Source organism: Shinella zoogloeoides, from assembly GCF_020883495.1.
Taxonomy (GTDB): domain Bacteria; phylum Pseudomonadota; class Alphaproteobacteria; order Rhizobiales; family Rhizobiaceae; genus Shinella; species Shinella zoogloeoides.
Genome location: NZ_CP086610.1, coordinates 58,164 through 81,270, shown reverse-complemented (window position 1 = coordinate 81,270; position 23,107 = coordinate 58,164). Strand labels below are relative to the sequence as shown.

The 23,107-nt window shown below is 62.6% G+C and carries 20 protein-coding genes and 1 tRNA gene; 16 read left to right on the top strand and 5 right to left on the bottom strand.

The genetic code is table 11. The annotated features are described in order from the left end of the window. The first annotated feature begins 16 nt into the window (after positions 1-16). From K8M09_RS00395 to K8M09_RS00355, 9 genes are all read left to right on the top strand, one after another. Entirely contained in the window at positions 17-1,006 is a 990-nt protein-coding gene (locus tag K8M09_RS00395) for a DNA cytosine methyltransferase (protein WP_160788200.1), read from the top strand. A 220-nt stretch (positions 1,007-1,226) separates the two neighbouring features. Beyond that, positions 1,227-1,607, top strand: a complete 381-nt coding sequence (locus K8M09_RS00390) for a type 2 periplasmic-binding domain-containing protein (RefSeq protein WP_229342047.1) — start codon at positions 1,227-1,229, stop codon at positions 1,605-1,607. A gap of 129 nt (positions 1,608-1,736) precedes the next feature. Beyond that, the gene (locus K8M09_RS00385; protein ID WP_160788268.1) at positions 1,737-2,948 is read left to right on the top strand and encodes an IS256 family transposase; all 1,212 of its coding nucleotides are present in this window, start codon (positions 1,737-1,739) and stop codon (positions 2,946-2,948) included. Positions 2,949-2,950: 2 nt separating this feature from the next. Further along, positions 2,951-3,490, top strand: a complete 540-nt coding sequence (locus tag K8M09_RS00380; protein ID WP_229342045.1) for a hypothetical protein — start codon at positions 2,951-2,953, stop codon at positions 3,488-3,490. A gap of 624 nt (positions 3,491-4,114) precedes the next feature. Beyond that, positions 4,115-5,899, top strand: a complete 1,785-nt coding sequence (locus K8M09_RS00375; RefSeq protein WP_160786576.1) for a helicase HerA-like domain-containing protein — start codon at positions 4,115-4,117, stop codon at positions 5,897-5,899. Positions 5,900-5,940: 41 nt separating this feature from the next. Further along, on the top strand, positions 5,941-8,562 hold the full coding sequence (gene mobF, locus K8M09_RS00370) for a MobF family relaxase (RefSeq protein WP_160786577.1): 2,622 nt from the start codon (positions 5,941-5,943) through the stop codon (positions 8,560-8,562). After that, the gene (locus tag K8M09_RS00365; protein ID WP_160786578.1) at positions 8,552-8,791 is read left to right on the top strand and encodes a hypothetical protein; all 240 of its coding nucleotides are present in this window, start codon (positions 8,552-8,554) and stop codon (positions 8,789-8,791) included. The genes mobF and K8M09_RS00365 overlap by 11 nt, the downstream gene beginning before the upstream one ends. A gap of 50 nt (positions 8,792-8,841) precedes the next feature. Next, positions 8,842-9,390 carry a hypothetical protein gene (locus tag K8M09_RS00360; protein WP_160786579.1) on the top strand — a complete coding sequence of 183 codons (549 nt, stop codon included), beginning with the start codon at positions 8,842-8,844 and terminating at the stop codon, positions 9,388-9,390. 91 nt (positions 9,391-9,481) lie between these two features. Next, positions 9,482-11,146, top strand: coding sequence for a recombinase family protein (locus K8M09_RS00355; RefSeq protein ID WP_160786580.1), 1,665 nt, complete (start codon positions 9,482-9,484; stop codon positions 11,144-11,146). Here K8M09_RS00355 and K8M09_RS00350 read toward each other — a convergent pair. The 3 genes from K8M09_RS00350 to K8M09_RS00340 all read right to left on the bottom strand — a co-directional run bounded on the left by K8M09_RS00350 (position 11,117) and on the right by K8M09_RS00340 (position 14,969). Next, positions 11,117-11,193: transfer RNA gene (locus tag K8M09_RS00350), tRNA-Arg, on the bottom strand. The genes K8M09_RS00355 and K8M09_RS00350 overlap by 30 nt on opposite strands. A gap of 138 nt (positions 11,194-11,331) precedes the next feature. After that, positions 11,332-12,816 (bottom strand): sensor histidine kinase, encoded by a 1,485-nt coding sequence (locus K8M09_RS00345; protein WP_160786581.1) that lies wholly within the window; start codon positions 12,814-12,816, stop codon positions 11,332-11,334. 158 nt (positions 12,817-12,974) lie between these two features. Next, on the bottom strand, positions 12,975-14,969 hold the full coding sequence (locus tag K8M09_RS00340) for a HAMP domain-containing methyl-accepting chemotaxis protein (protein ID WP_160786582.1): 1,995 nt from the start codon (positions 14,967-14,969) through the stop codon (positions 12,975-12,977). Between the two features lie 423 nt (positions 14,970-15,392). Here K8M09_RS00340 and rpmH point away from each other — a divergent pair, with 423 nt between their 5' ends. The 4 genes from rpmH (at position 15,393) to yihA (ending at position 18,537) form a co-directional block, all read left to right on the top strand. Continuing rightward, a complete protein-coding gene (gene rpmH / locus K8M09_RS00335; RefSeq protein WP_119257473.1) occupies positions 15,393-15,530 on the top strand; it encodes a 50S ribosomal protein L34 in 138 nt (45 codons plus the stop codon). A 31-nt stretch (positions 15,531-15,561) separates the two neighbouring features. After that, positions 15,562-15,951 carry a ribonuclease P protein component gene (gene rnpA, locus K8M09_RS00330; RefSeq protein WP_160786583.1) on the top strand — a complete coding sequence of 130 codons (390 nt, stop codon included), beginning with the start codon at positions 15,562-15,564 and terminating at the stop codon, positions 15,949-15,951. After that, a complete protein-coding gene (gene yidC / locus K8M09_RS00325; protein WP_160786584.1) occupies positions 15,951-17,753 on the top strand; it encodes a membrane protein insertase YidC in 1,803 nt (600 codons plus the stop codon). Before rnpA ends, yidC begins: the two co-directional genes overlap by 1 nt. A 127-nt stretch (positions 17,754-17,880) precedes the next feature. Beyond that, a complete protein-coding gene (yihA, locus tag K8M09_RS00320; RefSeq protein ID WP_160786585.1) occupies positions 17,881-18,537 on the top strand; it encodes a ribosome biogenesis GTP-binding protein YihA/YsxC in 657 nt (218 codons plus the stop codon). Between the two features lie 29 nt (positions 18,538-18,566). On the opposite strand, the gene K8M09_RS00315 is transcribed toward yihA, so the two are convergent. Continuing rightward, positions 18,567-19,130, bottom strand: coding sequence for a hypothetical protein (locus tag K8M09_RS00315; protein WP_160786586.1), 564 nt, complete (start codon positions 19,128-19,130; stop codon positions 18,567-18,569). Positions 19,131-19,404: 274 nt separating this feature from the next. Here K8M09_RS00315 and argB point away from each other — a divergent pair, with 274 nt between their 5' ends. Further along, positions 19,405-20,292 carry an acetylglutamate kinase gene (argB, locus tag K8M09_RS00310; protein ID WP_160786587.1) on the top strand — a complete coding sequence of 296 codons (888 nt, stop codon included), beginning with the start codon at positions 19,405-19,407 and terminating at the stop codon, positions 20,290-20,292. 13 nt (positions 20,293-20,305) lie between these two features. On the opposite strand, the gene K8M09_RS00305 is transcribed toward argB, so the two are convergent. Continuing rightward, the gene (locus K8M09_RS00305; protein WP_160786588.1) at positions 20,306-21,223 is read right to left on the bottom strand and encodes a DMT family transporter; all 918 of its coding nucleotides are present in this window, start codon (positions 21,221-21,223) and stop codon (positions 20,306-20,308) included. Between the two features lie 94 nt (positions 21,224-21,317). Here K8M09_RS00305 and K8M09_RS00300 point away from each other — a divergent pair, with 94 nt between their 5' ends. Then, on the top strand, positions 21,318-22,013 hold the full coding sequence (locus K8M09_RS00300) for a pyrimidine 5'-nucleotidase (RefSeq protein WP_160786589.1): 696 nt from the start codon (positions 21,318-21,320) through the stop codon (positions 22,011-22,013). Positions 22,014-22,151: 138 nt separating this feature from the next. Then, positions 22,152-23,105 carry an EF-hand domain-containing protein gene (locus K8M09_RS00295; protein WP_160786590.1) on the top strand — a complete coding sequence of 318 codons (954 nt, stop codon included), beginning with the start codon at positions 22,152-22,154 and terminating at the stop codon, positions 23,103-23,105. Positions 23,106-23,107: the final 2 nt, after the last annotated feature.

Genomic DNA, 23,107 nt, shown 5'->3' with positions numbered 1-23,107 from the left:
GCACAGGAGAAAATTCATGTATCACAAAACAATAGCAGATCCGCCCCTGGTCGACGGACGACCGTTGACGGTGCTCAGCTTATGCTCGGGCATAGGTGGCGACGTCGCAGCCTTCACGATGGCAGGCGTGCCCCACAAGGTTTTGGCGTTCGCCGAACGAGACCCTGTAGCAGCAGCATTTTTGTCCCAGAAGTTTCCACTCGTCGAGAACGTCGGCGACATTATCAAATTCAATAACTGGAGTAAATTCAATGGAAAAATCGACATTCTCACCGCAGGCATCCCCTGCCAGCCCTTCTCTATCGCAGGCAAGCAGCAGGGCACGGACGACCAGCGCGAACTCACGTCCGAGATCGTGCGGATCATTCACGAAGTCCGACCCCGCTACGTCTTCATTGAAAACGTCACGCGTTACAAAACCGTGCAAAACGGACGAGCTTTCAGGGAGCTTGGCGACGGACTCGTGGCTGCCGGATACACGTATGGTCATCGGATCATTGATGCCGCCGAAGTCGTTGCGCAACGCCGCCGGAGGCTGTTCATTCTCGGACATTGCAGAGATGCCTTCTACGGAGCTGATGAAGTATTCGCTGACGCCGAGAGCCTGCGCAGGCGTTCTCAAACGGGCAAGCAGACTGGGATACAAGCTGCCGGCTCCCCTGCTCGAAGCTCTGCTGTCCACCATCCGCCGATCCTCGGCACGCTGATGGCCAGTGCATCCGGTCTGGTGAAGGCCGGGATGCGAGGGCATGAACTCGATTTTCTTGTCGTTCAGGAGTTTGAGGGCATGGGGTTGGTGGTAAGGCGGCCTACACCAAAGGAAGCGCTGCGTGGACAGGGGTTTCCAGACGACTGGCTCGACGACATCACATACCGGGGGCGTGCTTTGAACGATCTTCTTAAATACAAGCTCATTGGCAATTCCTGGCCTGTCCCGATAGCCGCATCTATCCTCCGCAGCCTTTACTGCGCGGCCCACACGGAAGGGATCAGAGCCGCGGCGTAACATCTGCGGCAGTTGATCCAAGCTCAGCAGGTTCGAGAAACGGCCACCGGAGGCTCCTGGTGGCCGTTTTGCCATTCCCTGCAATTACGCACCACGGTCGATGGTCGGCTTGCGTATATGCGGGGATAACTGGTTGGAGCGTCATAGGAGTCGCTACGCCAGTTTACATGTTCAGGTGTGCTCAAATCGTCCTGCGGTCAAAAAACTACAGGAGATACACATGAACGCAAAACCTCAAAAGAAACGAGCGGATGGCAACCGCGCCTCCTCAGCTCCCCTGCTGACCTTCGTTGGCAGTGACAAAGGCGGGATCGGCAAGTCGTTTATCACGACTGTCATCACCGACCTCATGGAAGTGACCGGAACCGTGGCTCATATTGTCCAGGTTGACGATCAGGACCGTCTGCCAGCGCTTTATCCAGGTCGGGTGACTACTGTCGTTCCGGCATCGCTCGATGACCTCAGACGTGATCCAGCCTTTATTGTTGCGGCCTTTGACCCGTTCTACGCGGCAGTCGAGGTAATGATGCAAGAGCGCGTGCCGCTCGTTGTCGATGTGGGTGGACCGCAACAGACGGTAGCGTCCGCGCACGTGGTGTAATTTCGGAGGCGCATTGAGGTGGAAACGGCGGTGGAGAATGAGCTGCCGAATTCGTTGAGCGCAAGGTGGGCACCGGGCCTGTCGGAGAAGGTGGAGTTGCAAAGCTTCAACCAGCCGAAAGGAACCCCGATGACCGACGACAGATTAGCTCTTTCCGAGCTTGCCGCGAAGAGTGGCGATAGCGATTTTCTGCGCACGATTGCCGAAAGCGTGCTGCAACTGATCATGGAAGCCGATGTTGATGGCCTGATCGGCGCTGGGCGCTATGAACGTGGCGACAGCCGCCAGACATGGCGCAACGGCTACCGCGACCGCTCGCTCGACACCCGGCTCGGCACGCTGAACCTGAAGATACCGAAGATGCGACAGGGAGCCTACTTTCCCGGCTTTCTGGAGCCGAGGAAGATGGTGGAGAAGGCGCTGGTGGCCGTGATCCAGGAGGCGTGGATCAACGGCGTCTCGACGCGCAAGGTCGATGAGCTGGTGCAGGCCATGGGCATGACCGGCATCTCCAAATCCTCCGTCTCCAAGCTGTGCAAGGATATCGACGAGCGGGTGAACGCCTTCCTCAAGCGCCCCCTTTCCGGTGACTGGCCATACCTCTGGCTCGACGCCACCTATCTGAAGGTGCGTGAGGGCGGTCGCATCGTGTCGGTGGCGGCGATAATCGCGGTGGCGGTCAACACGGACGGGAAGAGGGAGATTGTCGGCCTGCACATCGGCCCCTCCGAAGCCGAGCCGTTCTGGACGAGCTTCCTGCGTGATCTGGTCCGCCGAGGCCTCACCGGCGTCAAGCTGGTCATCTCCGATGCCCATGAAGGGCTGAAAGCGGCCATTACCCGTATCCTCAGCGCGACATGGCAGCGCTGCCGTGTTCATGCGACACGCAATGCGCTGGCCTACGTTCCCAAGGGCCAGCACACCATGGTCGCCGCCGCGATCCGTCAGGCTTTCATCCAGCCCGACCATGACAATGCCGTGCAGACCTGGCGGCATGTCGCCGACCAGCTCCGCGCCAGATGGCCCAAGCTCGGTACCTTCATGGACAATGCCGAAGCCGACGTGCTGGCCTACATGGCCTTCCCCGCCCAGCACCGCACGAAATTACATTCAACGAATCCACTCGAACGCCTCAACAAGGAGGTCAAGCGCCGTGCCGATGTCGTCGGCATCTTCCCCAACGAGGACAGCATCGTTCGCCTCATCGGCGCGGTTCTGCTCGAAGCCAACGACGAATGGCAGCTCCTGAGCCGATACATGCAGGTCGAGGCAATGGCCGAGCTAAACCCACCAACAATCGAAGAGGAAACTACACTTCAGATTACACCCAGAGCCGCCTGATCATGACGGCCCGGTCCTACACCCGAAATTACACCAACTTGACGGACGCTATCCAACAGACGGTCATTGAAGAATATCTCGCCCTGGTCGATCTCGATGCAGATCTCGTTGAAGCGGGTATCGAGGCCCAATGGCTGATCCCCGCGACCGCAGAACCTGAAGCAATGAAGGGGGCCGTTAGAACGGCGAAGGCAATCGGGCAAGTACTGCCTTCGGTGAAGCGGCGGGTCGTCCTCAACCAGCGTGACGGACAGTTCCGCTTTTATCCCAACTCTCCCGCCGACAGGTTCTGGCGGGAAGAACTCCAGCCGCTTTGCGCAACGCTGGGACACATCGATGTCCCCGCGATCGCGGCTGGGTCTTGGGTGCCATTCGAAGCGGCGGGTAAGCGTCCGGTTGAGGTTGTCGGTGCCGAAATCGATCAGGTGCGTGCCTGGACCGGCCGCAGTCGTCCAGCTGCCAAAGTGTTGAGGGGGGACGTTGCAGCTTTTCTTGCCTCGGTTCAAGCAGCCCTTTCCAGGGAGGCTTCAAATGGTTGCTGAACAGAAGGCGACGTTTAACTTCGATGCAATGCTCAAAACGGCGATGTCTGAGGGGAATGCTGGGCGAACGGAGCTGGTGGCACGGCTCGCGGCCCTTCCGGTGGAAGACCTTGCAAGGGTGAAGCCATCGACCCTGGCTATGTTGGGTGCAAGCGGCCTTGCGGCACTCACTCAGGCAAGAGACGACCTACCCTCAGGCTTAACCCCGAATGGGCGACCGCTGAGTGGTATGCCAGATCCCACGGAGCCTGTAGGAGCGGTCCGTAAGGGGTCTGTGAGACGCACGGTGTTCCCCGGCCTGCTGATCTTGTTGATCTTGCTCGCGGGGGCAGGCGCGGAGCATCTGCGCCCGTTAGCGGCGGCAATGAATGATCCCGGATGGCGGCGGGTGGATGTGTCGACTTGGCCTACCTGCCAAAGGCTCGCTCCTTATGTCGACGGCTGCTTGTATCGGACGGTTAAGGGGTCAACTAGCTTGGCGGATATTGCCAACCATCTGGCGATGCCGGTGCCGGATCTTGTGGCAGTTAACCGTCACCTGCTTTCGGCTTCTCGGTCCCCTCTCAAGCCCGGATCAAAAGTCGTCGTCTGGCGTGGCCGGCTAGAACTGAAGGCTAACCGACCATGAGCCTGCATCCGCTTTCTCCACGTCAACCGTTACTTCACGCGACCGTCGCGGGCTGCCTGACCGGGGCATTTCTCACCCTCGTTTCATTCCTGTTCCTGAACGCTGCATTCCCCTTAATCGCGTGGGTCCCCGCACTTGATCGGCCCCTCGTCGCGGATCTGCAATTTCTATCGAAAGTGTTTGCATCACTCCTTGATCCGGGCAGGGGGCAAGGCCCCCTCGGATTGGCAGTAATGTTCGTTGAACTTCCCGCCCAGACTATCGCGCTGGCAAAGGAGTTCGATATCGCTCTACCGCTAAGCGTACGCATCCTCTCTGCTATAATCTTAGGCAGCTGGGCGGCAGCTTTCGTTAGAGGTGCTATACTCGATGCGGCTCTGGCAGAGCCAGCTGTCGAGCATGTGAAAGGGCCAAAACTGCTATCCGGCAGGGTGGCTGCCGGCAGTCTACAGACGGCGTGGACGCGTCGGTTCGGTAAAGTCCGAGATGGTGTTTACCTTGCTCCCGACGTCCAGATGCCGAGAGCGCTCGAAGCGGAACATATTCTCATCACAGGTGGTACCGGCGCAGGCAAGACAACTATTCTAGAAACCATTCTTGATAGCGCCCTGAAACGCGGCGATCGGATCCTCGTGCTAGACGTCAAGGGTGACCTGAAGGCGCGATTACCGTGTGCCGACATGGCCGTCCTCTCACTAAGCGATGCCGATGCAGCGAGATGGGACGTCGGACGGGATATTCTGACGCGGAGTGACGCGCTCGAACTAGCGATCGAACTGATCCCGCAAACGTCCGATCCTTCATGGAGTAGCGGCGCACGTCGGGTACTGGCAGCCTTGGTCGGGCTTCTGCAGAAGAAATCGGCGTCACAGGGCAAAGTCTGGAATTGGCGTCATCTTGACACTCTGCTCCAGAAGCCGGTGTCGGACCTGCACCGTCTATTGCAAGCAGATTATCCCGCTGAGGCTTCATTCATTGATGTCAGCAACGACGCGACGCTAAAGCAGGCCATGAGCTTCTACCTGGTGCTGATCACCTGCGCGGGTCTCGTCGTCAACGCATGTGCCAGCAGCACTTCAGGCCGGCAAGTACACGGACTGTCCATACGGGAATGGGCAGAAGGGCGCAGCGCGCAAGCCCTTATTTTGCACCAATCCGCAAGGCAGCCTGAGCTATCCTCAACAATCGCCAGGCTCGTACTGAAGATCGTTGCCGATACGGTTGTCGCGCGGCCCCTGCTTCAGGGGTCTGATCCCGTGTGGCTTGCTCTTGATGAGCTGCCGCAGCTTGGCAGATGTGCGGCAGTCACTCGACTGGCTGCAATCGGAAGATCGGCGGGTGTTCGTCTAGTTGCGATCGTGCAGTCTCCGGCACAGCTTCGCGAGACATATGGGATAGAAGGCGCCCAAGGCCTAATCGACAATCTCGCAACAAAGATTGTTAGCCGCGTTTCCTCTGGCAAAACAGCCATAGAGATCTCTTCAACCTGGATCGGCGAAAGAACAGTCCGGTGGTCTGAGGAAGTCGCATCCGACGCACGAGGGACCGTACGACACGAAGCACGGATGAAGGACATTCCGGTCGTCGATCCATCCTTGCTATCCGACGAGCTTGGACTTTCCTGCTCGCCCACTGGCAGCTTGCGTGTTCATGCACTCGTCATTGGCCATGGTAACGTTGCTCGACTTGCCTGGCCCGTCGGCCGGTGGGTGAATGGAGCCTCTGAACGGAAGATGTACCGTTCCGCTGGGAAACAGGGAGTCGCTACACCGGTTTCGTGAATCGGCCAGGCGATCATGGAGTCATCGAAGGAGATGACGAGATGGTTGCAACGTGGAACCCAGCGGCGAATGCCGGATATTACACCCATCAGACCGGCTATTACACCGGTGGTGCGGGTGTCGAACCGGACGGCGTCTGGTTTGCGCCGGGTAGTGACCTTGGGCTTGTCGATGGCACGACCGTCAACGCCGATGTGTTCGAACGGCTTTTTGCTGGCCGGAGCAAAGACGGACGATCCCTGATATCGAACGGCGGCGGCCGGCTTGACCGAGTGCCGGCTTTCGACGTCACGCTTTCAGCGCCACGGTCGGTTTCTCTGGCCTGGGCGCTGGGCGATGACGACACTCGCTTAGTGATCGAGGCCGCGCATCAGACGGCGGTGCGCGATACTCTGGAACTCCTTGAGCGCGAGGCAGCCTTTGCCCGACGCGGCCAGGGCGGGGGCCGCATTGAGCGCGTGCCGCTTTCTGCGGCTTTGTTCCGCCACGGTGAGAGCAGACCGGCGGAACATGCCAATGGCGCAATCTTTGCTGACCCCAACCTTCACACACATTGCGTCATTCTGAACCTCGCAACGCGTGCTGACGGGACGGTAGGCGCGCTTCATTCGACAATCCTGCGCGACTGGAAAATGGCCGCAGGCGCGACCTATCACGCTAGCCTTGCGGCCGGTCTGATGAAGGCCGGCCTTTCGATCGACCGTCTCGGCAAGAACGGCATCTTCGAGCTTGCGGGTATTGGCGACGACGCGATCCACTACTTCTCTGCTCGTCGAAACGAGATCGTTGAGGAATTGGCGGACGCCGGTTTAACGAGCGATCAGGCGGTGGGAATTGCGGCAATGGTCGCAAAGATCACGAGAGCCGCGAAGGTCGCGGACACCGTTCCCCGTGAGCAGGCTTGGAGAGAGGCCGCAGGGCGGATCGGCTTTGAGGTCGACGCATCCATCACGAGAGACCTTAAAGCTGACACGACCCAGCGGGACCGCGACGCACATCTTGCGGAACGGCTTTCTGCAATACCTGCGCAACTGACAGAAATCCGCAGCGTGGTCGAGCGCCGGGATGTCGTTCGTGCCGTGGCTGAAGCCTTTGTTGGAACCGGCATCGGTGCGGACCACATCGATGCGGAAGTCGAGCGTCTTATTGCCGATGGTGCGGTTGTCGAACTCGGTCGGGATCGTCTTGGGCTGCCGCGCTACTCAACGCCAGAGATGATCCGGCTTGAGCGCGAAGTCTTCAGCATAGCAGTCGCGATGAGCGAGGCAAACGACTTTGCAATCGATCCGGAACGGGTCATGGCAGACTGCGCTCAGCGCGGGCTGAACACCGAGCAAAGCGAGGCCGTGGAACGGGCGATTTCGAAGGGTCGGCTCGCACTGATCGAGGGGGCACCTGGAACCGGCAAGACGACATTACTTGCGCCTGCGGTTGCTGCCTGGAAAGCTTCTGGCTACCGGGTCGTCGGTGCCGCCAGTGCATGGAAGGTCGCGAATGCTCTTCGCGATGATCTTTCCATCGAAGCGCGTGCGACGGCCTCATGGCTTGCCCGCGAGAAGGCCGGACAGTCTTTCCTGGACGCCAAGTCGGTTCTGATCGTCGACGAGGCCGGTCTTTTGTCATCGCGCGACATGCATGGCCTTCTCGACGCGGCCAGTCGTTCCGGCGCGAAGGTCCTGCTTGTCGGCGACCGCATGCAATTGCAGGCAATCGGTGCCGGCTCGGGACTGGCCATCGTTGCGAGGGCCATCGAGGTCGCGAATGTCCGAACGATAGTCCGGCAGCGCGAGGCATGGGCTCGGGATGCCGTCACTAGCTTTGGCAAGGGGGAGGCCGAACAGGCGCTTGGCGCGTTTGTCGAGCGGGGCCGACTGGTCGAGGCGGATGGTGCAAGAGCTGCCATCATGGCCGTCGCCCATCATGTCGATCAACGGCTGGGTTCGACACGAGCGAACGACTTCCTGATTATTGCAAAGACGAATGCCGAAGTCCTTGCGCTTGGCGCGGAAGTTCGCCGCCGCATGCGGGAACGCCAGATGCTGACCGGCACGGATATCAACGTCGATGCCGCATCCCCTTCCGGCCATTCCGTCAGCCTGTCATTGGCTCAAGGTGATCGGATCCGCTTCCTTGCCCGCAACGACCGGATCGGCGTCATCAACGGCAGCGTTGCGACCGTCATCGGGATCGAGGCGCATGGCGGCTCCAGAGAAGACAGCCAATCCCGACATGCGGTCATCACCGCCCAGATCGGGGAGACAACGATCCGCTTCGACACAAGCGAGCTTGCCGACGATACGGGGCGTGCAAGGCTTGGCTGGGCTTATGCATCGACGATATACGGCGCTCAAGGCGCGACCGTAGAGGACGCCGTTGTCCTTTTGAGCCCGGCATTTGATCGGCACGACATCTATGTGGCTGCCAGCCGAGCAAGAGGCACGACCACGCTTGTCGTCGATCGCCGCCGGATCGACCAGGAAATCCGGGCAACTGGATCTGAAGCCGTCGAGATCGACGAAGAGGCCCGCCGCAAACTCCTGGCTAATAGGATGTCGGCGGCGCACATCAAGGAAACGACGCTCGATTACGGGACGCTGGAGAGGCTAGAACCTCAGCCTCGTCCCGAGCGCAAGCGGGCATGGGAGAACGACCATGCGCTCTGATGCAGTCTCTTCGATACGTCCGACCGTCCGCTATCGTCCCGGCGTGCCGCGCCCGGAGCCGCGCAGGCGCAATGTCCGCAGAAGCAGCCGCGCGACAGCCAGTCTTCTCGATCTCCAGCTTGACCTTCCCGATCCGTTTCCCGTCTCGGCGCACGAGGTGGCGGCGATCGAAACCTTCCTCGGCGAGCGCATCGACGCGCTGCTGAAAGACATCCCCCGGCGGCGCTGAGCCGCCCATTCCCCCATCCGCAACAGTCAAAGGACAAAAGGATACAAAGCATGAACTTTTACGTAAGACGCATACCGAACATCACTCCCGTATCGGCACCGGCACTGGCCAGCTGGGCGCTTCGCGATGTCGTCAATGACACGAAATCCCGTCCGTTCTGCGGGCCGACCGTTGTCGCCAGTATCGCTCGCCAGCCGATATCGGTGGTCCGCAATGCCTTCCGCCTTGTCCGCCATGGCAAGGACTGGGTGAACTGGGCGCGCTCGCCGGCCATCATGGGCGTCAGCATCGAAGAGCTGGAAGCCACACTTCGGCTCTTCGGTTTTGGCGGCAGCTGGAAAGGCCCATGTCAGGCTCAAAGCCTTGCCGCATGGCTTGAGAACCGGAAGGGAGCGGAACGAACCAATCCAACCATCGTCCGGGTGACCGGCCATGCCGTTGCGATCAGAGGCTGGGAGTTCTGCGACACAATCTCGAACGGTCTGGTCATAGATGCCAACGAAGCACCCGGCCGTCGCAGGGTGGTCCGGGATGTCTTCGTCATCGACCGCATGTTCGCCCCCGAAATGCATATACCGTCGAAGGGGAAGGACCGGTGACCTTTATGCCCGCTACCCACAAAATGCCGGACATCCTGCTCCACCCGCGCTACCCCAGATGGACAAGAACGCCAACTGACGGGAGCGCCACATGAACAGGCCGATCAGCCACGACACGGAAATCCTGTCCGCAATGCCAGCGCTTCGGGCCGTTGCCTATCTCCGCGTTTCCACGGGTAGGCAGGCCGAGAGCGATCTGTCGATCCCCGACCAGCGCAAGCAGATCACGCAGTACTGCCTCTCCAGAGGCTTCAGGCTTGTTGCAGAATATGTCGAGCCCGGCGCATCGGCGACCGACGATGCCCGGCCGGAATTCCAGCAGCTGATCGAGCGGGCAACCGATGGCGACCATCCCTTCGATGTTGTTATCGTCCATAGTTACAGCCGCTTCTTTCGCGACAGCTTTGGTCTTGAGATGTATATCCGACGGCTTGCCAAGGCCGATGTTCGCCTGATCTCCATTACCCAGGAACTGGGCGATGATCCGGCCCAGGTGATGATGCGACAGGTGATCGCCCTCTTCGATGAATACCAGAGCCGCGAGAATGCAAAGCACGTGCTCCGCGCGATGAAGGAAAATGCCCGGCAGGGTTTTTATAACGGCTCCCCGGTTCCGCTTGGCTATCGGACAACGGAAGCCGAACGGCGTGGGGCAAAGTCGAAGAAGCATCTGGCCATCGATCCCGTCGAGGCCGAAACCGTCCGCTTGATCTTCCGTCTATATCTTGAAGGCGATGGAAGATCGGGCCCGCTTGGCATCAAGGAGATCGTCAAACGGCTGAACGGGCAGGGCTACAGGACCCGCAGGGGCGCAAGCTTTGGCGTCGGAACCCTTCACGCCATCCTGACCAATCGCGTCTATATCGGCGAGTGGACATTCAACCGGCGCGACTCCCGTACCCTGAAGAACAAGCCTGCGATCGAGCACGTGGTCATGCCAGTCCCGGCCATCATCGACCGCGACCAGTTCGAAGCGGTCGAGCAAACGCTCAAGCTCCGCAATCCCAAGGTCACGCCGCCACGCGTCACGACCGGTCCGATCCTGCTTACCGGACTTTCGACCTGTGCGACCTGCGGCGGCGGTATGACACTCCGCACCGGCACCTCGAAGAACGGCACCGTCCATCGCTACTACACCTGCTCGGCTGCTGCCCGTTCCGGCAAGTCTGTCTGCAAGGGCCGCTCGATCCGCATGGACACACTTGACGATCTCGTCATCAAAGGCCTGACCGAGCGGCTGCTCACTCCGGATCGCTTGCGCGAAATCCTCGCCTCCATCACCAGCGCCCGCGCCGCCAAGGCTGCCGAAGTCGATGGACGCGTCACACGACTAACCCAGGAACTGCACGAGGCAGAGACACGCCTCAAGCGGCTCTACACAATGGTCGAGGACGGCATTGCCGAAATGGACGATATCCTGCGCGACCGGATCACATCCCTAAAACTCGACCGCGATCGCATCCAGGCATCGCTCGATCAGGTTCGCACCAACGCCATCCCGACCGATGCGATCCCGGATCAAATCATCGCCGAGTTCGGCAGTCTCATGCGGGAAAACATCGCCAACGGCGACATTCCGTTCCGCAAGGCATGGCTCAAATCCATCATCGATGAGGTCATCGTCGACGACAAACAGGTCCGGATCATCGGAAGCAAACACGCGCTCGAACGCGCCATGACTGGCGGCAAAAAAATTTACCAGAGTGTTCGCGGTTTTGAACGGAAATGGCGCACCCGAAGAGATTCGAACTCCTGACCCCCAGATTCGTAGTCTGGTGCTCTATCCAGCTGAGCTACGGGTGCGCTGGCAGTTGCGGGTCGTTGTGCCCGGCTGCGAGGCGGTTCTCTAAAGGGTACATGGACTTATTGCAAGCGCCTTTCTGAGAAAATGTGCACTTTTTTCATCGAGCACCCCGCCGACGCGGGAAAAGACCCAGAAGATCAGGCGCGGTGGCGGAAGGCGTCGAGGGGGACGGGGCGGTCGGGAAGCTCGATGCGGAAGAGCGTTCCGGGCGTCGCCTTTTCCACGAGCGCGATGGTGCCGCCGTGGGCGAGCACCAGTTCGCGGGCGATGGCAAGGCCGAGGCCCGTGCCGCCGGAGCGCACGGAGCCGCGGAAGGCGGCAAAAAGGTTCTCGCGCGCCTTTTCCGGCATGCCGGGGCCGTTGTCGTCTATGGCGATGGAAACGACGCTGCCGGTGCGCAGGCCCGTGACCAGCACGACGCGCCGCGCAAGGCCGCTTTCCTGCGACAGCGCCTCGACGGCATTGCGGCAGAGATTGTGGATGACGCGGAAGAGCTGCTCGCCGTCCGCATCCACCTGCAGGCCGGCCTCCACCTCAACGACGAAATCGATATCACCGCGCGCATCGATGGCCAGCACCTCGGAGACTTCCTGCACCAGCGGCTTGAGGGCGACGAAGCGGCGGCGCGGCTCCGGCTCGCGCATACGGCCGTAGGAGAGCACCTCCTTGGTGTAGCCCACCGCCCGGTCGATGCTGCGCAGCAGCTTGGGCGCGACGCGCTTGACCACGGGATCGTCGACATCCGACAGGCGGTCGGACATGAGCTGGGCGGAGGAGAGGATGTTGCGCATGTCGTGGTTGATCTTCGACACGGCAAGGCCAAGATCGGCGAGGTTCTTCTGCTCCTTCAGCGTGCGCTGCAAGGTCTGCTGCATGGCCGAAAGGTGGATGCCGGCAACGGCGATCTCGTCGCGCCCGCCGGACGGCTCCAGCACGCGCGCGGGATTGCTGGGATCGGCGGCGAAGTCGCGGATATTGGCCGTCATGCGGCGGATCGGGCGGATGAGCAGCCGGTTGAGCGCGAAGAACATCGGGCTTGCGGTCGCCAGCGATATGATCATGGACAGGATGAAGACGTTACGAGCGTAGCGCAGCATGGCGCGGCGCAGCGGGCCTTCGTCCAGCAGCAACTCGATGCGCGTCGTCGTCTCGCCCACCGGCCCGTAAACGCGGATGATGCGGTCGCCGCCGAAAAGCAGCGTGTCGAAGGCGTCGTAGATCGAGGTGAGCGTCGAGACATCGGAAAGGTCGTATTGCGCGTCGACGCTCGGCGGCATGTCGACGGCCGCGACCATGCGTGAGGCGTCCGCCCGCTTGAGCACGATCGCCTTGGCGCCCGTGGCCAGAAGGGCCTCCTCCTGCACGTTGCGCGGCAATTCCTGATCCGGCAGCCCCTCGATCACGACGCTCGCGGCGGCGGCGGTATTCAGCCGGTCGCGCAGCCACATCAGCCGCATGTTCGCCACCGATGGCACGAAGATCAGCACTTCGGCGATCAGCACGAAGACGGCCGTCAAAAGCAGAAGCCGGCCCGAAAGGCCGGACAGGAAACCGACGGAGGGCACCGGTGTCTCGGTCAGGGGCGGCGTGCCCTCTCTTTCCACCCCTCCTTTCTCGCCCATGTCTCCACTCCGGTGAGGCCGCGACGCGGCAATCGTATCGCGACCCAGATCGACGACGGCCGATTATAGGAGATTGCGGCGCCTTTTCCAACGTGCCCGCAAAACGCAAGCGGCGGCCCGAAGGCCGCCGCGCGCATTCCCCCGATCCGTCCTGCGGATCAGAATTCTTCCCAGCTCTCCTGCGCGGCCACGGCGCGGTTGCCGCCGAAGGCGCGGGCGACATTGCCCATCATGCGGCGGGCCGGGGACTCGACCGGGCGGGCATCGCCCCGTGCGGCGGCCACGTGCTGCGCCGCATCGCCGGTGCGGAAGCGGGCGACCAGATCGGCAAGGCCATCGGCCTCGCCCTTCAGCTTGTGCGTGGCGGCGGAGGTCTCCTCCACCATGGCGGCATTGTGCTGGGTGACCTGGTCCATCTGGTTGATGGCCGTGCTGATCTCCTGCAGGCCGGTCGCCTGTTCGCGGGCGGCCGTGGCGATGGAGTGGATGCGCTCGTTGATGGTGACGACGCGGTCCTCGATATCGGACAGGGCCGCGCCCGTCTCCTGCACGTATTTCACGCCGACGGACACTTCCGCGCCCGACTTGGTGATGAGGCCCTTGATGTCCTTCGCCGCGCTCGCGGCGCGCTGGGCAAGCTCGCGCACTTCCTGCGCCACGACGGCAAAACCCTTGCCGGCCTCGCCCGCGCGGGCGGCCTCGACACCAGCATTCAGCGCCAGGAGGTTGGTCTGGAAGGCGATCTCGTCGATCACCGAGATGATCTGGCTGATTTCGCTCGAAGCCTGCTCGATGCGGCCCATGGCGTCGATGGCGTTGCGCACGATGGCGCCGGACTGCTTGGCGCTCTGCGTCGCCTCGCCGACCATGACGCTCGCCTCGTTGGCGCGCTCCGTCGAATTCTTGACGGCGACGGTGATCTCGTCCAGCGCGGCGGAGGTCTCTTCCAGCGCGGCGGCCTGCTGCTCGGTGCGCTTGGAAAGGTCGTCGGAGGCGGTGCGCAGCTCGCCGGAATTGCCGTTGATGGCGTCCGTCGCGGTGCGCACATCCCGCATCGTGCGCTGAAGCGTGGCGAGCGTCGCGTTGACGTTCTGCTGCAGCTCGGCGAAGGCGCCGCGGAAGCTGCCTTCCATGCTCTGCGTCAGGTCGCCCTCGGCCAGCGAGCCGAGCACGCGGCCGGTTTCGGCAATGCCCTCCTCGACGCCGGTGACGAGTTCATTGACGCTGCGGGCGAAGCGGTTGAGGTCTTCGTTCTGGTAGTCCTTGGTGATGCGCGAGGAGAAATCGCCGGCGGCGGCGGCATGCACGACGCTCGCGATGGAGGTCTGCAGGTCTGCGCTCTTTTCGCGCAGGACCTGTTCCTGGGCGTTGAGGTCGCGCACGGCGATGGCGTTCTGGCGGAAGACCGCGACGGCGGCGGCCATTTCGCCGATCTCGTCCTTGCGGTCGGCATAGGGAACCTCGGTGTCGAGGTCGCCGCCGGCAAGGCGCTTCATGGTCTCGGTGACGTTCTGGATCGGACGGCTGAGTTCGTTCGTCGCGATGTAGAAGGCGATACCGCCGCCGAGCACGAGGCCGGCGCCGACGGTGCCCAGCACCAGCGTCAGCATGAGCGTCTCGAAGGCGGCGATGTCGTCCTTGATCGCGGCGAGGTTCTGGGTGTCCATCTCCACGACGGCGTCGATCTCTTTCTGGAAGGCCTTGCGGTTGGCGCGGTTGCCCTCGTTATTGCCCTGCTCGTTGGCAGCGGCGATGGAGACCGTGGTGCCGAGGCGCGCGGTTTCCGTGCGGAAGGTGCGGAACTCGGCGGCGCGTGCGACGACCGCATCGAAGGCGGCCCTCTGCTCTTCCGGCACCAGCGGACGCCACTTGTCCAGCGTCTCGTCGATGCCGTCGAGGCCCTTGCCGATGCCTTCGGCGAACTTGGTCGCGCCATCGGTATCCTTGGACGCGTAGATGCCGCGCGCTTCCATCACGACGGCCGTGACCTGGCGGTTCAGGTGCTCGCCGAGGAAGGCGCGGTCGGAGGCGTTCTCATACTGGTGGATCTTGTCGCTGTATTCCGAGACGACATGGACGGCGATGCCGCCGATGAGGACCGAGATGAGGCCCATCACGCCCACGATGAGATAAATCTTGCCGCGTATCTTCACGTCATACTCCAAAACGTCGGTACGGATCGGCGGGACGCACGCGCCCGGCCATTTGACAACAACAGTAAATGCTAAAAGTTAATTAGGTTTTGATACAACCTGCTGGAAATCCGGGCACTTGCCGCACCCCTCCCTGCGCCGCAGGGCCGGATTCCGGCGTAGGCCGCAGTTTTTTCGCCCGCGATTACAGGGTCTTGAGACAACGGGGCGCAATCTGCGCACAACCGACAGGGGAATTTCCATTAACGCCTGTGGCGGTTTCGGGGAGGCCGCGGACGCAATTGACTTTTGACCGGCTTTGCCCTTATAAGCCGCGCACGTCCGGAAAGCTCGGCTTCCCGCGAGGGCAAGCCCGTGCCGGACTTTCACGCTCCTTGCGTAAACGCAAACCCAAGAAGGGCCGCACACCGCGGTATTAAATAAATGTCGAAGCGTACCTACCAGCCCTCCAAGCTTGTTCGCAAGCGTCGTCACGGCTTCCGCGCCCGCATGGCAACGGCAGGCGGCCGCAAGGTCCTGTCCGCACGTCGCGCTCGCGGCCGCGCACGTCTCTCGGCCTAAGGCCGGGCTGCCCGAACAGGATCGACGGGCAATGACGAAGACTGTTGAAAAATCCGCTGTCGGACGGCTGAAAAGCCGTCCGCAGTTTCTTTTTGTGCGCGAGGGCGAGAGGCGCAAGGGACCGCTGTTCCTTCTCGAAGTGCGCGACCGGCAGATGCCGGACGAAGCGCCCCGCGTCGGTTTCACCGTTACAAAGAAGCACGGCAATGCCGTGGAGCGAAATCGCATGCGGCGGCGCCTGAAAGAGGCGGTGCGGCTATCGGCCGGGTTTGCAATGCAGCCCGGACACGACTATGTGGTTGTCGCCAGACGGGACGTGCTCGGCGCGTCCTTCAAAGCCTTGCAGGACGGCCTGAAGGACCGGATCGCGACGCGGCAGAAACACAAGCAGCAGCGCCCTGCTGCTCCCGGGAAAGAGTGATGGAAAAAAACCGCAATTATTTCGTGGCGATCGCGCTGTCCGTGCTGATCCTCGTCGCGTGGCAGTTCCTCTATGTGAACCCCAAGCTCGAGAAGGAGCGCGCCGCGCTCGAGGCCCAGCAGGCCGCCCAGACGCAGCAGACGACCGCTAGCGGCGGCACGGCCGCCACGACCCCGGCGGCCGGCACCAGCGGCGCGCTGCCGGGTGGCGCAGCGACGGCGACGGCGACCGAGACGCGTGAAGACGCGCTCGCCCGCTCCGCCCGCGTCCAGATCGACACGCCCTCGCTCTCCGGCTCCATCAACCTGACGGGCGCCCGTTTCGACGACCTCAGGCTCAAGCAGTTCCACGAGACCGTCGACGACACCAGCCCGATCATCACGCTTCTCAGCCCGGCCGAGACCGAACACGGCTACTTCGCCGAATTCGGCTATGTCGGCAGCGAGGCGACCGGCGCCGTACCCGGCCCGCAGACCCTCTGGGCGCAGCAGGGCGACGGCAAGCTGACGCAGACGACCCCGGTGACGCTGACCTACACCAACGAGCGGGGCGTCACCTTCCTGCGCACCATCTCGGTCGACGAACATTACATGTTCTCCATCACCGACAGCATCCAGAACACCACGGATGCGGCGATCGCCATTTCACCCTACGGCCGCACGGCGCGCTTCTTCAAGCCGACGACCCCGTCCGTCTACGTGCTGCACGAAGGCTTCATCGGCGTGCTCGGCGACCTCGGCCTGCATGAGGTGAAGTACAAGGAAACCGAGGACGACACGACCGTCGCGCCCGGCAAGGCGACCGGCGGCTGGCTCGGCATCACCGACAAATACTGGGCGACCGCCCTGGTGCCGCCGCAGGCAAGCCCCTTCGAGACGCGCTTCTCCCACTTCACCGACGGCCGTCCGCGCTACCAGGCGGACTACCGCCAGGAAGACATCACCATCGCGCCCGGCCAGACGATCGAGGTCAAGAACCTGTTCTTCGGCGGCGCCAAGGAAGTGCCGATCATCGACCAGTACAAGAAGACCTATGCCATTCCGCAGTTCGACCTGATGATCGACTGGGGCTGGTTCTGGTTCTTCACCAAGCCGATGTTCCAGTTGATGGACTTCATCTACCGCTACTTCGGCAATTTCGGCATCGCGATCCTCTTCACGACGATCATCGTCAAGGGCCTCTTCTTCCCGCTGGCCAACAAGCAGTACGCCTCCATGGCGAACATGAAGAAGATGCAGCCGAAGATGGAAGAGCTGAAGGCCAAGCACGGCGACGACCGCATGGCGCTGCAACAGGCCATGATGCAGCTCTACAAGGAGGAGAAGATCAATCCGCTGGCGGGTTGCTGGCCGATCCTCCTGCAGATCCCGGTCTTCTTCGCACTCTACAAGGTGATCTACGTCACGATCGAAATGCGCCATGCGCCGTTCTTCGGCTGGATCCAGGACCTTTCGGCGCCCGATCCGACCTCGATCTTCAACCTGTTCGGCCTGCTGCCCTTCGAAGTGCCGCATATGCTGATGATCGGCGTCTGGCCGCTGATCATGGGCGTCACCATGTTCCTGCAGATGCGCATGAACCCGACGCCGCCCGACCCGACCCAGGCGATGATCTTCACCTGGATGCCGCTGGTCTTCACCTTCATGCTGGCGACCTTCCCGGCCGGCCTCGTGATCTACTGGGCCTGGAACAACACGCTCTCGATCATCCAGCAGGCGATCATCATGAAGCGCCATGGTGTGAAGATCGAGCTGTTCGACAACCTGAAGGGCCTGTTCAGCAAGAAGCCGAAACCATCCTGACGGCGCACCAGATCGCAGACAACGAACCCCGGCCTCGCGCCGGGGTTTTCTTTTGGCGTCCATGCCTGCGCTTGACTTTCGCGGCCAAAACCGGGAAGCCGGGGGCAATACAACAAAGGCAGGACCAATGACCGAGACGACGTCGCAGGACGACAAGCCCCTGTTCGGCAGGCCGTGGATCTTCATCCGCGGCGTTCCGGCCATGAAATTCCTGCCGCCGGAAGGCCCGCCGGAGATCGCCTTCGCCGGCCGCTCGAATGTCGGCAAGTCGTCGCTGATCAACGCGCTGGTCGGCCACAAGGGTCTGGCGCGCACCTCCAATACCCCCGGCCGCACGCAGGAACTCAACTACTTCGTGCCGGATGGCTTTTCGGGCGAGGAAGGCGACCTGCCGCCGATGGCGCTGGTCGACATGCCCGGCTACGGCTATGCGCAGGCCCCGAAGGAACAGGTGGATGCCTGGACGAAGCTCGTCTTCGACTATCTGCGCGGCCGTTCCACGCTGAAGCGTGTCTATGTGCTGATCGACAGCCGCCACGGCATCAAGAAGAACGACGACGAGGTCTTCTCCCTGCTCGACAAGGCGGCCGTCTCCTATCAGGTGGTGCTGACCAAGACCGACAAGATCAAGGAAGCCGGCGTTCCGCGCCTCATCGAGGAAACGCTGCAGAAGATCGCCAAGCATCCCGCCGCCTATCCCGACGTGCTCGCCACCTCATCGGAAAAGGGCCGCGGCCTCGATGAGCTGCGCAGCGCCATCCTCACGGCCATCGCACCGCGATAGGCCGCGGCGATCCCGGAGGGCAGCAAGGTTCAATCGAGCCGCGCGGCCACCGGCTCCAGCGCCTTGCCGGTGGGCCGGACGCTGACGGACAGTTTCCCACCCCCGGAGAGGCGCTCGTGCATTCCCGCCGGGACGACCAGCCCGTCCTTGCCTTCCTTCGCCAGCACGCCGAGCGAGACGGGCGCCTTGCCTTCCTCGGTCAGCCAGACCTCCAGCACCTCACCGCCCGCGCGCGGCCCGAGCAGCGCGCCCATCGAGAAGGCGAGGCCGGCGGCGACGGCGAGCGAGGCGAGGGCAAGGGCGCGCCAGAGCATCAGCGAATGCCAGCACCCGCCTGCGACCTTGCCGGAAAGCACCGCATCGGGCGTCGTGCCGGCAAGAATATGCTGGCCGGCGGGATAACGATGCGGCGGCAGATGCAGCCCCTCGTGCTCGTCGTCGAGCGTGGAAAGATTTTCCTTCCAGCGGCTGACCATGGCGGCGAACTGCCGGTCCTTCGCAAGCCGCGCCTCGACCTTGCGGCGCTCCTCGGCGGAAAGGGCGCCGAGCACATATTCGCCCGCGATCACCTCGTCGCAGCAGGGTTCCCTCATCTCTCGCCCGGACGCCGTCATCGGTTCACGCACTCTCTTCGTTCGACGGATTGCCGCGGGGCGCAACCCCGCTTGTCTCCTATATAGGCATGCACTCGCGCTTTTGCTCGTGCAAATGCGCCGGGCGACATTCTATTCCTCAAAACCCGCCTTACCAACGGCCCGAGACCCCCGGCACCCTTTTTCCGCCATCCGGCATCAATGTGGCGGGCGGATCATTCCATCGTCGCAAAACATGCGTTAAACAGGCCCCGTCCAATTCCACGAGGCCGCCATGTCCCTATCCGAAAGCGAAACCCAAGCCCGCCTTCTCGCCCAGGCCCTGCCCTATATGCAGCGCTACGAGAACAAGACCATCGTGGTGAAATACGGTGGCCACGCCATGGGCAATGCGGAACTGGGCAAGGCTTTCGCGAGCGACATCGCGCTTCTCAAGCAGTCCGGCGTCAACCCCATCGTCGTGCATGGCGGCGGCCCGCAGATCGGCGCGATGCTGACCAAGATGGGCATCGAATCCAAGTTCGAAGGGGGGCTTCGCGTCACCGACCAGAAGACGGTCGAGATCGTCGAGATGGTTCTGGCCGGCTCGATCAACAAGGAGATCGTCGCGCTCATCAACCAGACGGGCGAATGGGCGATTGGCCTGTGCGGCAAGGACGGCAACATGGTCTTCGCCGAAAAGGCCAACAAGACCGTCGTCGACCCGGACAGCAATATCGAGCGCATCCTCGATCTCGGCTTCGTCGGCGAGGTGGTCGAAGTCGACCGCACGCTGATCGACCTGCTGGCCAAGTCCGAGATGATCCCGGTCATCGCCCCGGTCGCGCCCGGCCGCGACGGCCACACCTACAACATCAATGCCGATACCTTCGCCGGGGCCATTGCCGGCGCGCTGAATGCGACGCGCCTCCTCTTCCTGACGGACGTGCCGGGCGTGCTCGACAAAAACGGCCAGCTCATCAAGGAGCTTTCCGTCGCCGAGGCCCGCGCGCTCATCAAGGACGGCACGATTTCCGGCGGCATGATCCCGAAGGTCGAGACCTGCATCGACGCCATCAAGGCGGGCGTGCAGGGCGTCGTCATCCTCAACGGCAAGACGGCCCATTCCGTGCTGCTCGAACTCTTCACCGAGCACGGCGCGGGCACGCTTCTGGTGCCCTGATCCGGCGGCGCGCTCAGCCGTAGGCGAGGAGCGCGAGCACACCGACCACGATGAGCGCGCAGCCGACGATCTCCAGCCGGTTGATGCGCTCCTTGAAGATGAAGACGGTGGAGGCGAAGGTGAAGAGCATTTCCACCTGCGCCAGCGCCTTCACCACCGCCGCCTGCTGCAATGTCATGGCCATGAACCAGCCGAAGGATGCCGTCGCGCCGACGAAGCCGACGAGCAGCGCGGGCCGCCATGCCGCCGCGATGCGCGGCAGTTCGTCCCGCTCGCGCGCCAGAATCCAGCCGAGCATCAGCACCGTCTGCATCACGATGACGAAGACGAGCGTGTAGCTCGCCTGCACCGCATAGTCCGGTGCGGGCAGGCTCGGGGCCAGCGCCAGCGAGGCCGAGCGATAGGCGACGGCGGAAACCCCGAAGAACGTGCCGGAGAGGAGGCCGATCCCGGCCGTGCGCGTGAGGACCGAGGTAAAGAGCGAGCGGACGGACACCACGCTGCGCGCCACCGAGATCACCATGACCCCGGCGACGGAGACCGCGATGGCGACGAGCGTGCCCGCCGAGGCGCGCTCGCCGAGGAACACGAGCCCGAAGAGCGCGGCCTGCGCCGGTTCCGTGCGGGAATAGGCCGTGCCGACCGCGAAATTGCGGAAGGAGAACAGGTGGACGAGCAGGAAGGTGGCCGCGATCTGCGCGACGCCGCCGACAACCGCCCAGAAGAAGAACGCGCCGTTCGGGACCGGCAGGGGCCGCGCCAGGACGAAGGCGAGGATCGCCATATAGGCGAGCGCGAAGGGCATGCCGAAGCCGAAGCGCACGAAGGTCGCGCCGGTCGTGCCCATGCGTCCCTTCAGGTGCTTCTGCATGGCGGAGCGGACATTCTGGAGGAAGGCCGCGGCGATGGTGATGAGAACCCAGATTTCCATGCCAGCCCGCTAGCATGGAGACCCCGCCGAATCCATCGCTCCCGTGCGGAAAATTCCGTTTCCCTCCGTCATGCGCCGTGCCATAAGACGGGCCATGAGCGATCTTCCGAACAAAGCCGACTTTTCCCATGTGCGTGACTGGGTCTTCGACCTCGACAACACGCTCTATCCGCACCACGTCGATCTCTTCGCCCAGATCGACAAGAACATGACGGCCTATGTCTCGGCCCTGCTGGACCTTTCGCGCGACGACGCGCGCGCGCTCCAGAAGCGCTATTATCTCGATCACGGCACCACGCTGAAGGGGCTGATGATCCACCACGACATCGACCCGTCCGACTTCCTGGAAAAGGCGCACGCCATCAATTACGGCGTGCTGGCGCCCGACCTGCCGCTCGGCGAGGCGATCCAGGCCCTGCCCGGCCGCAAGTTCATCTTCACCAATGGCAGCGTGAAACATGCCGAGATGGCGGCGAAGGCCCTCGGCATCTTCCACCATTTCGACGACGTCTTCGATATCGTCGCGGCGGAATACGTGCCGAAGCCGGCGGGCGCGACCTATGACAAGTTCATGGCGCTGCACCGGGTCGACACGACCCATGCGGTCATGTTCGAGGACCTGCCGCGCAACCTCGTCGTGCCCAAGACGCTCGGCATGAAGACCGTGCTGCTCACCCCGCGTGACGCCAGCCACGAATTCACCGACGCCTGGGAAAAGCGCACGGCGGAAGACCACCACATCGATTATGCGACGTCGGACCTGACGGGCTTCCTCAACGCGCTTCTCTAGCCGGTTCCGCGGCCTCATTCCCGACACGGAAAAAATCCTTTCCGGTCAAAAGGTTGAATTACCAATTTGTAACTGGCGCCGGCCGGCGTTCCCCCTATCCTGCCCCTCAAGGGACGATGATGGATGAAAGGAACGACCATGGCTAAAAAGGAACTCCTTCTCGGCGCAGTCGCCGCCGGCCTTCTTCTTTCGGGCGCCAGCGCCCCCGCCTTCGCCGCCAAGGGCGAGGGCAAGCACCACCAGCGCCACGCCGCGATGATCGAGCGCCTCGACGCCGACAAGAATGGCAAGGTCTCGCTCGACGAATTCAAGACGAATGCCTCTACCGCCTTCAAGGCCTTCGATGCCGACGGCAACGGCGAAGTGACGAAGGACGAGATCAAGGCCCGCCACGCCGCGTTCAAGGATGCCCGCAAGGCCGTGCGCAATGCCAACGAGGCCGACAGGGACAAGGCCCGCGAGGCGCTGCGCGCCAGCGGCCCCTATAGGCTGCCGGGCGCCGGCAAGATGTTCGAAAAGACCGACACCGACAGGAACGGTTCGCTCTCCAAGGCCGAGGTTCTCGCCGCGGCAGAAAGGATTTTCGAGCGCCGCGACGGCAACAAGGACGGCGTGCTCGACGCGGCGGACGCCCGTTCCGGCAAGGGCAAATGGCATCACGGGAAGGGCGGCGAACAGCGCGCCGAGCGCATGCTGAACCGGCTCGACACAGATAAGGACGGCAGGATTTCGCAGGCCGAGATGCTCGCTCGCGCCAACCGGGCCTTCGAGCGCTTCGACACGGACAGGAACGGCGAGGTGACGAAGGCGGAGGTCGATGCCAAGCGCGAAGCCTTCCGCGACGCCCGCAAGGCCTTCCGCGCGGTCAAGGCGACCGAGGGCGAGGCAAGGGATGCCGCCCGGGCGGCGCTTCGCGACGCACGCATGGACCGCATGGGCCTGCGCCTGTTCGAACGCGCCGACACCGACAGGAACGGCACGCTCACCAGGACCGAAATGGAAACGGCCGCCAATGCGATGTTCAAGAAGCGCGACCGCAACGGCGATGGCTTCATCACCATCGACGAGATGGGCAAGCGGCGCGACAGGTAAGT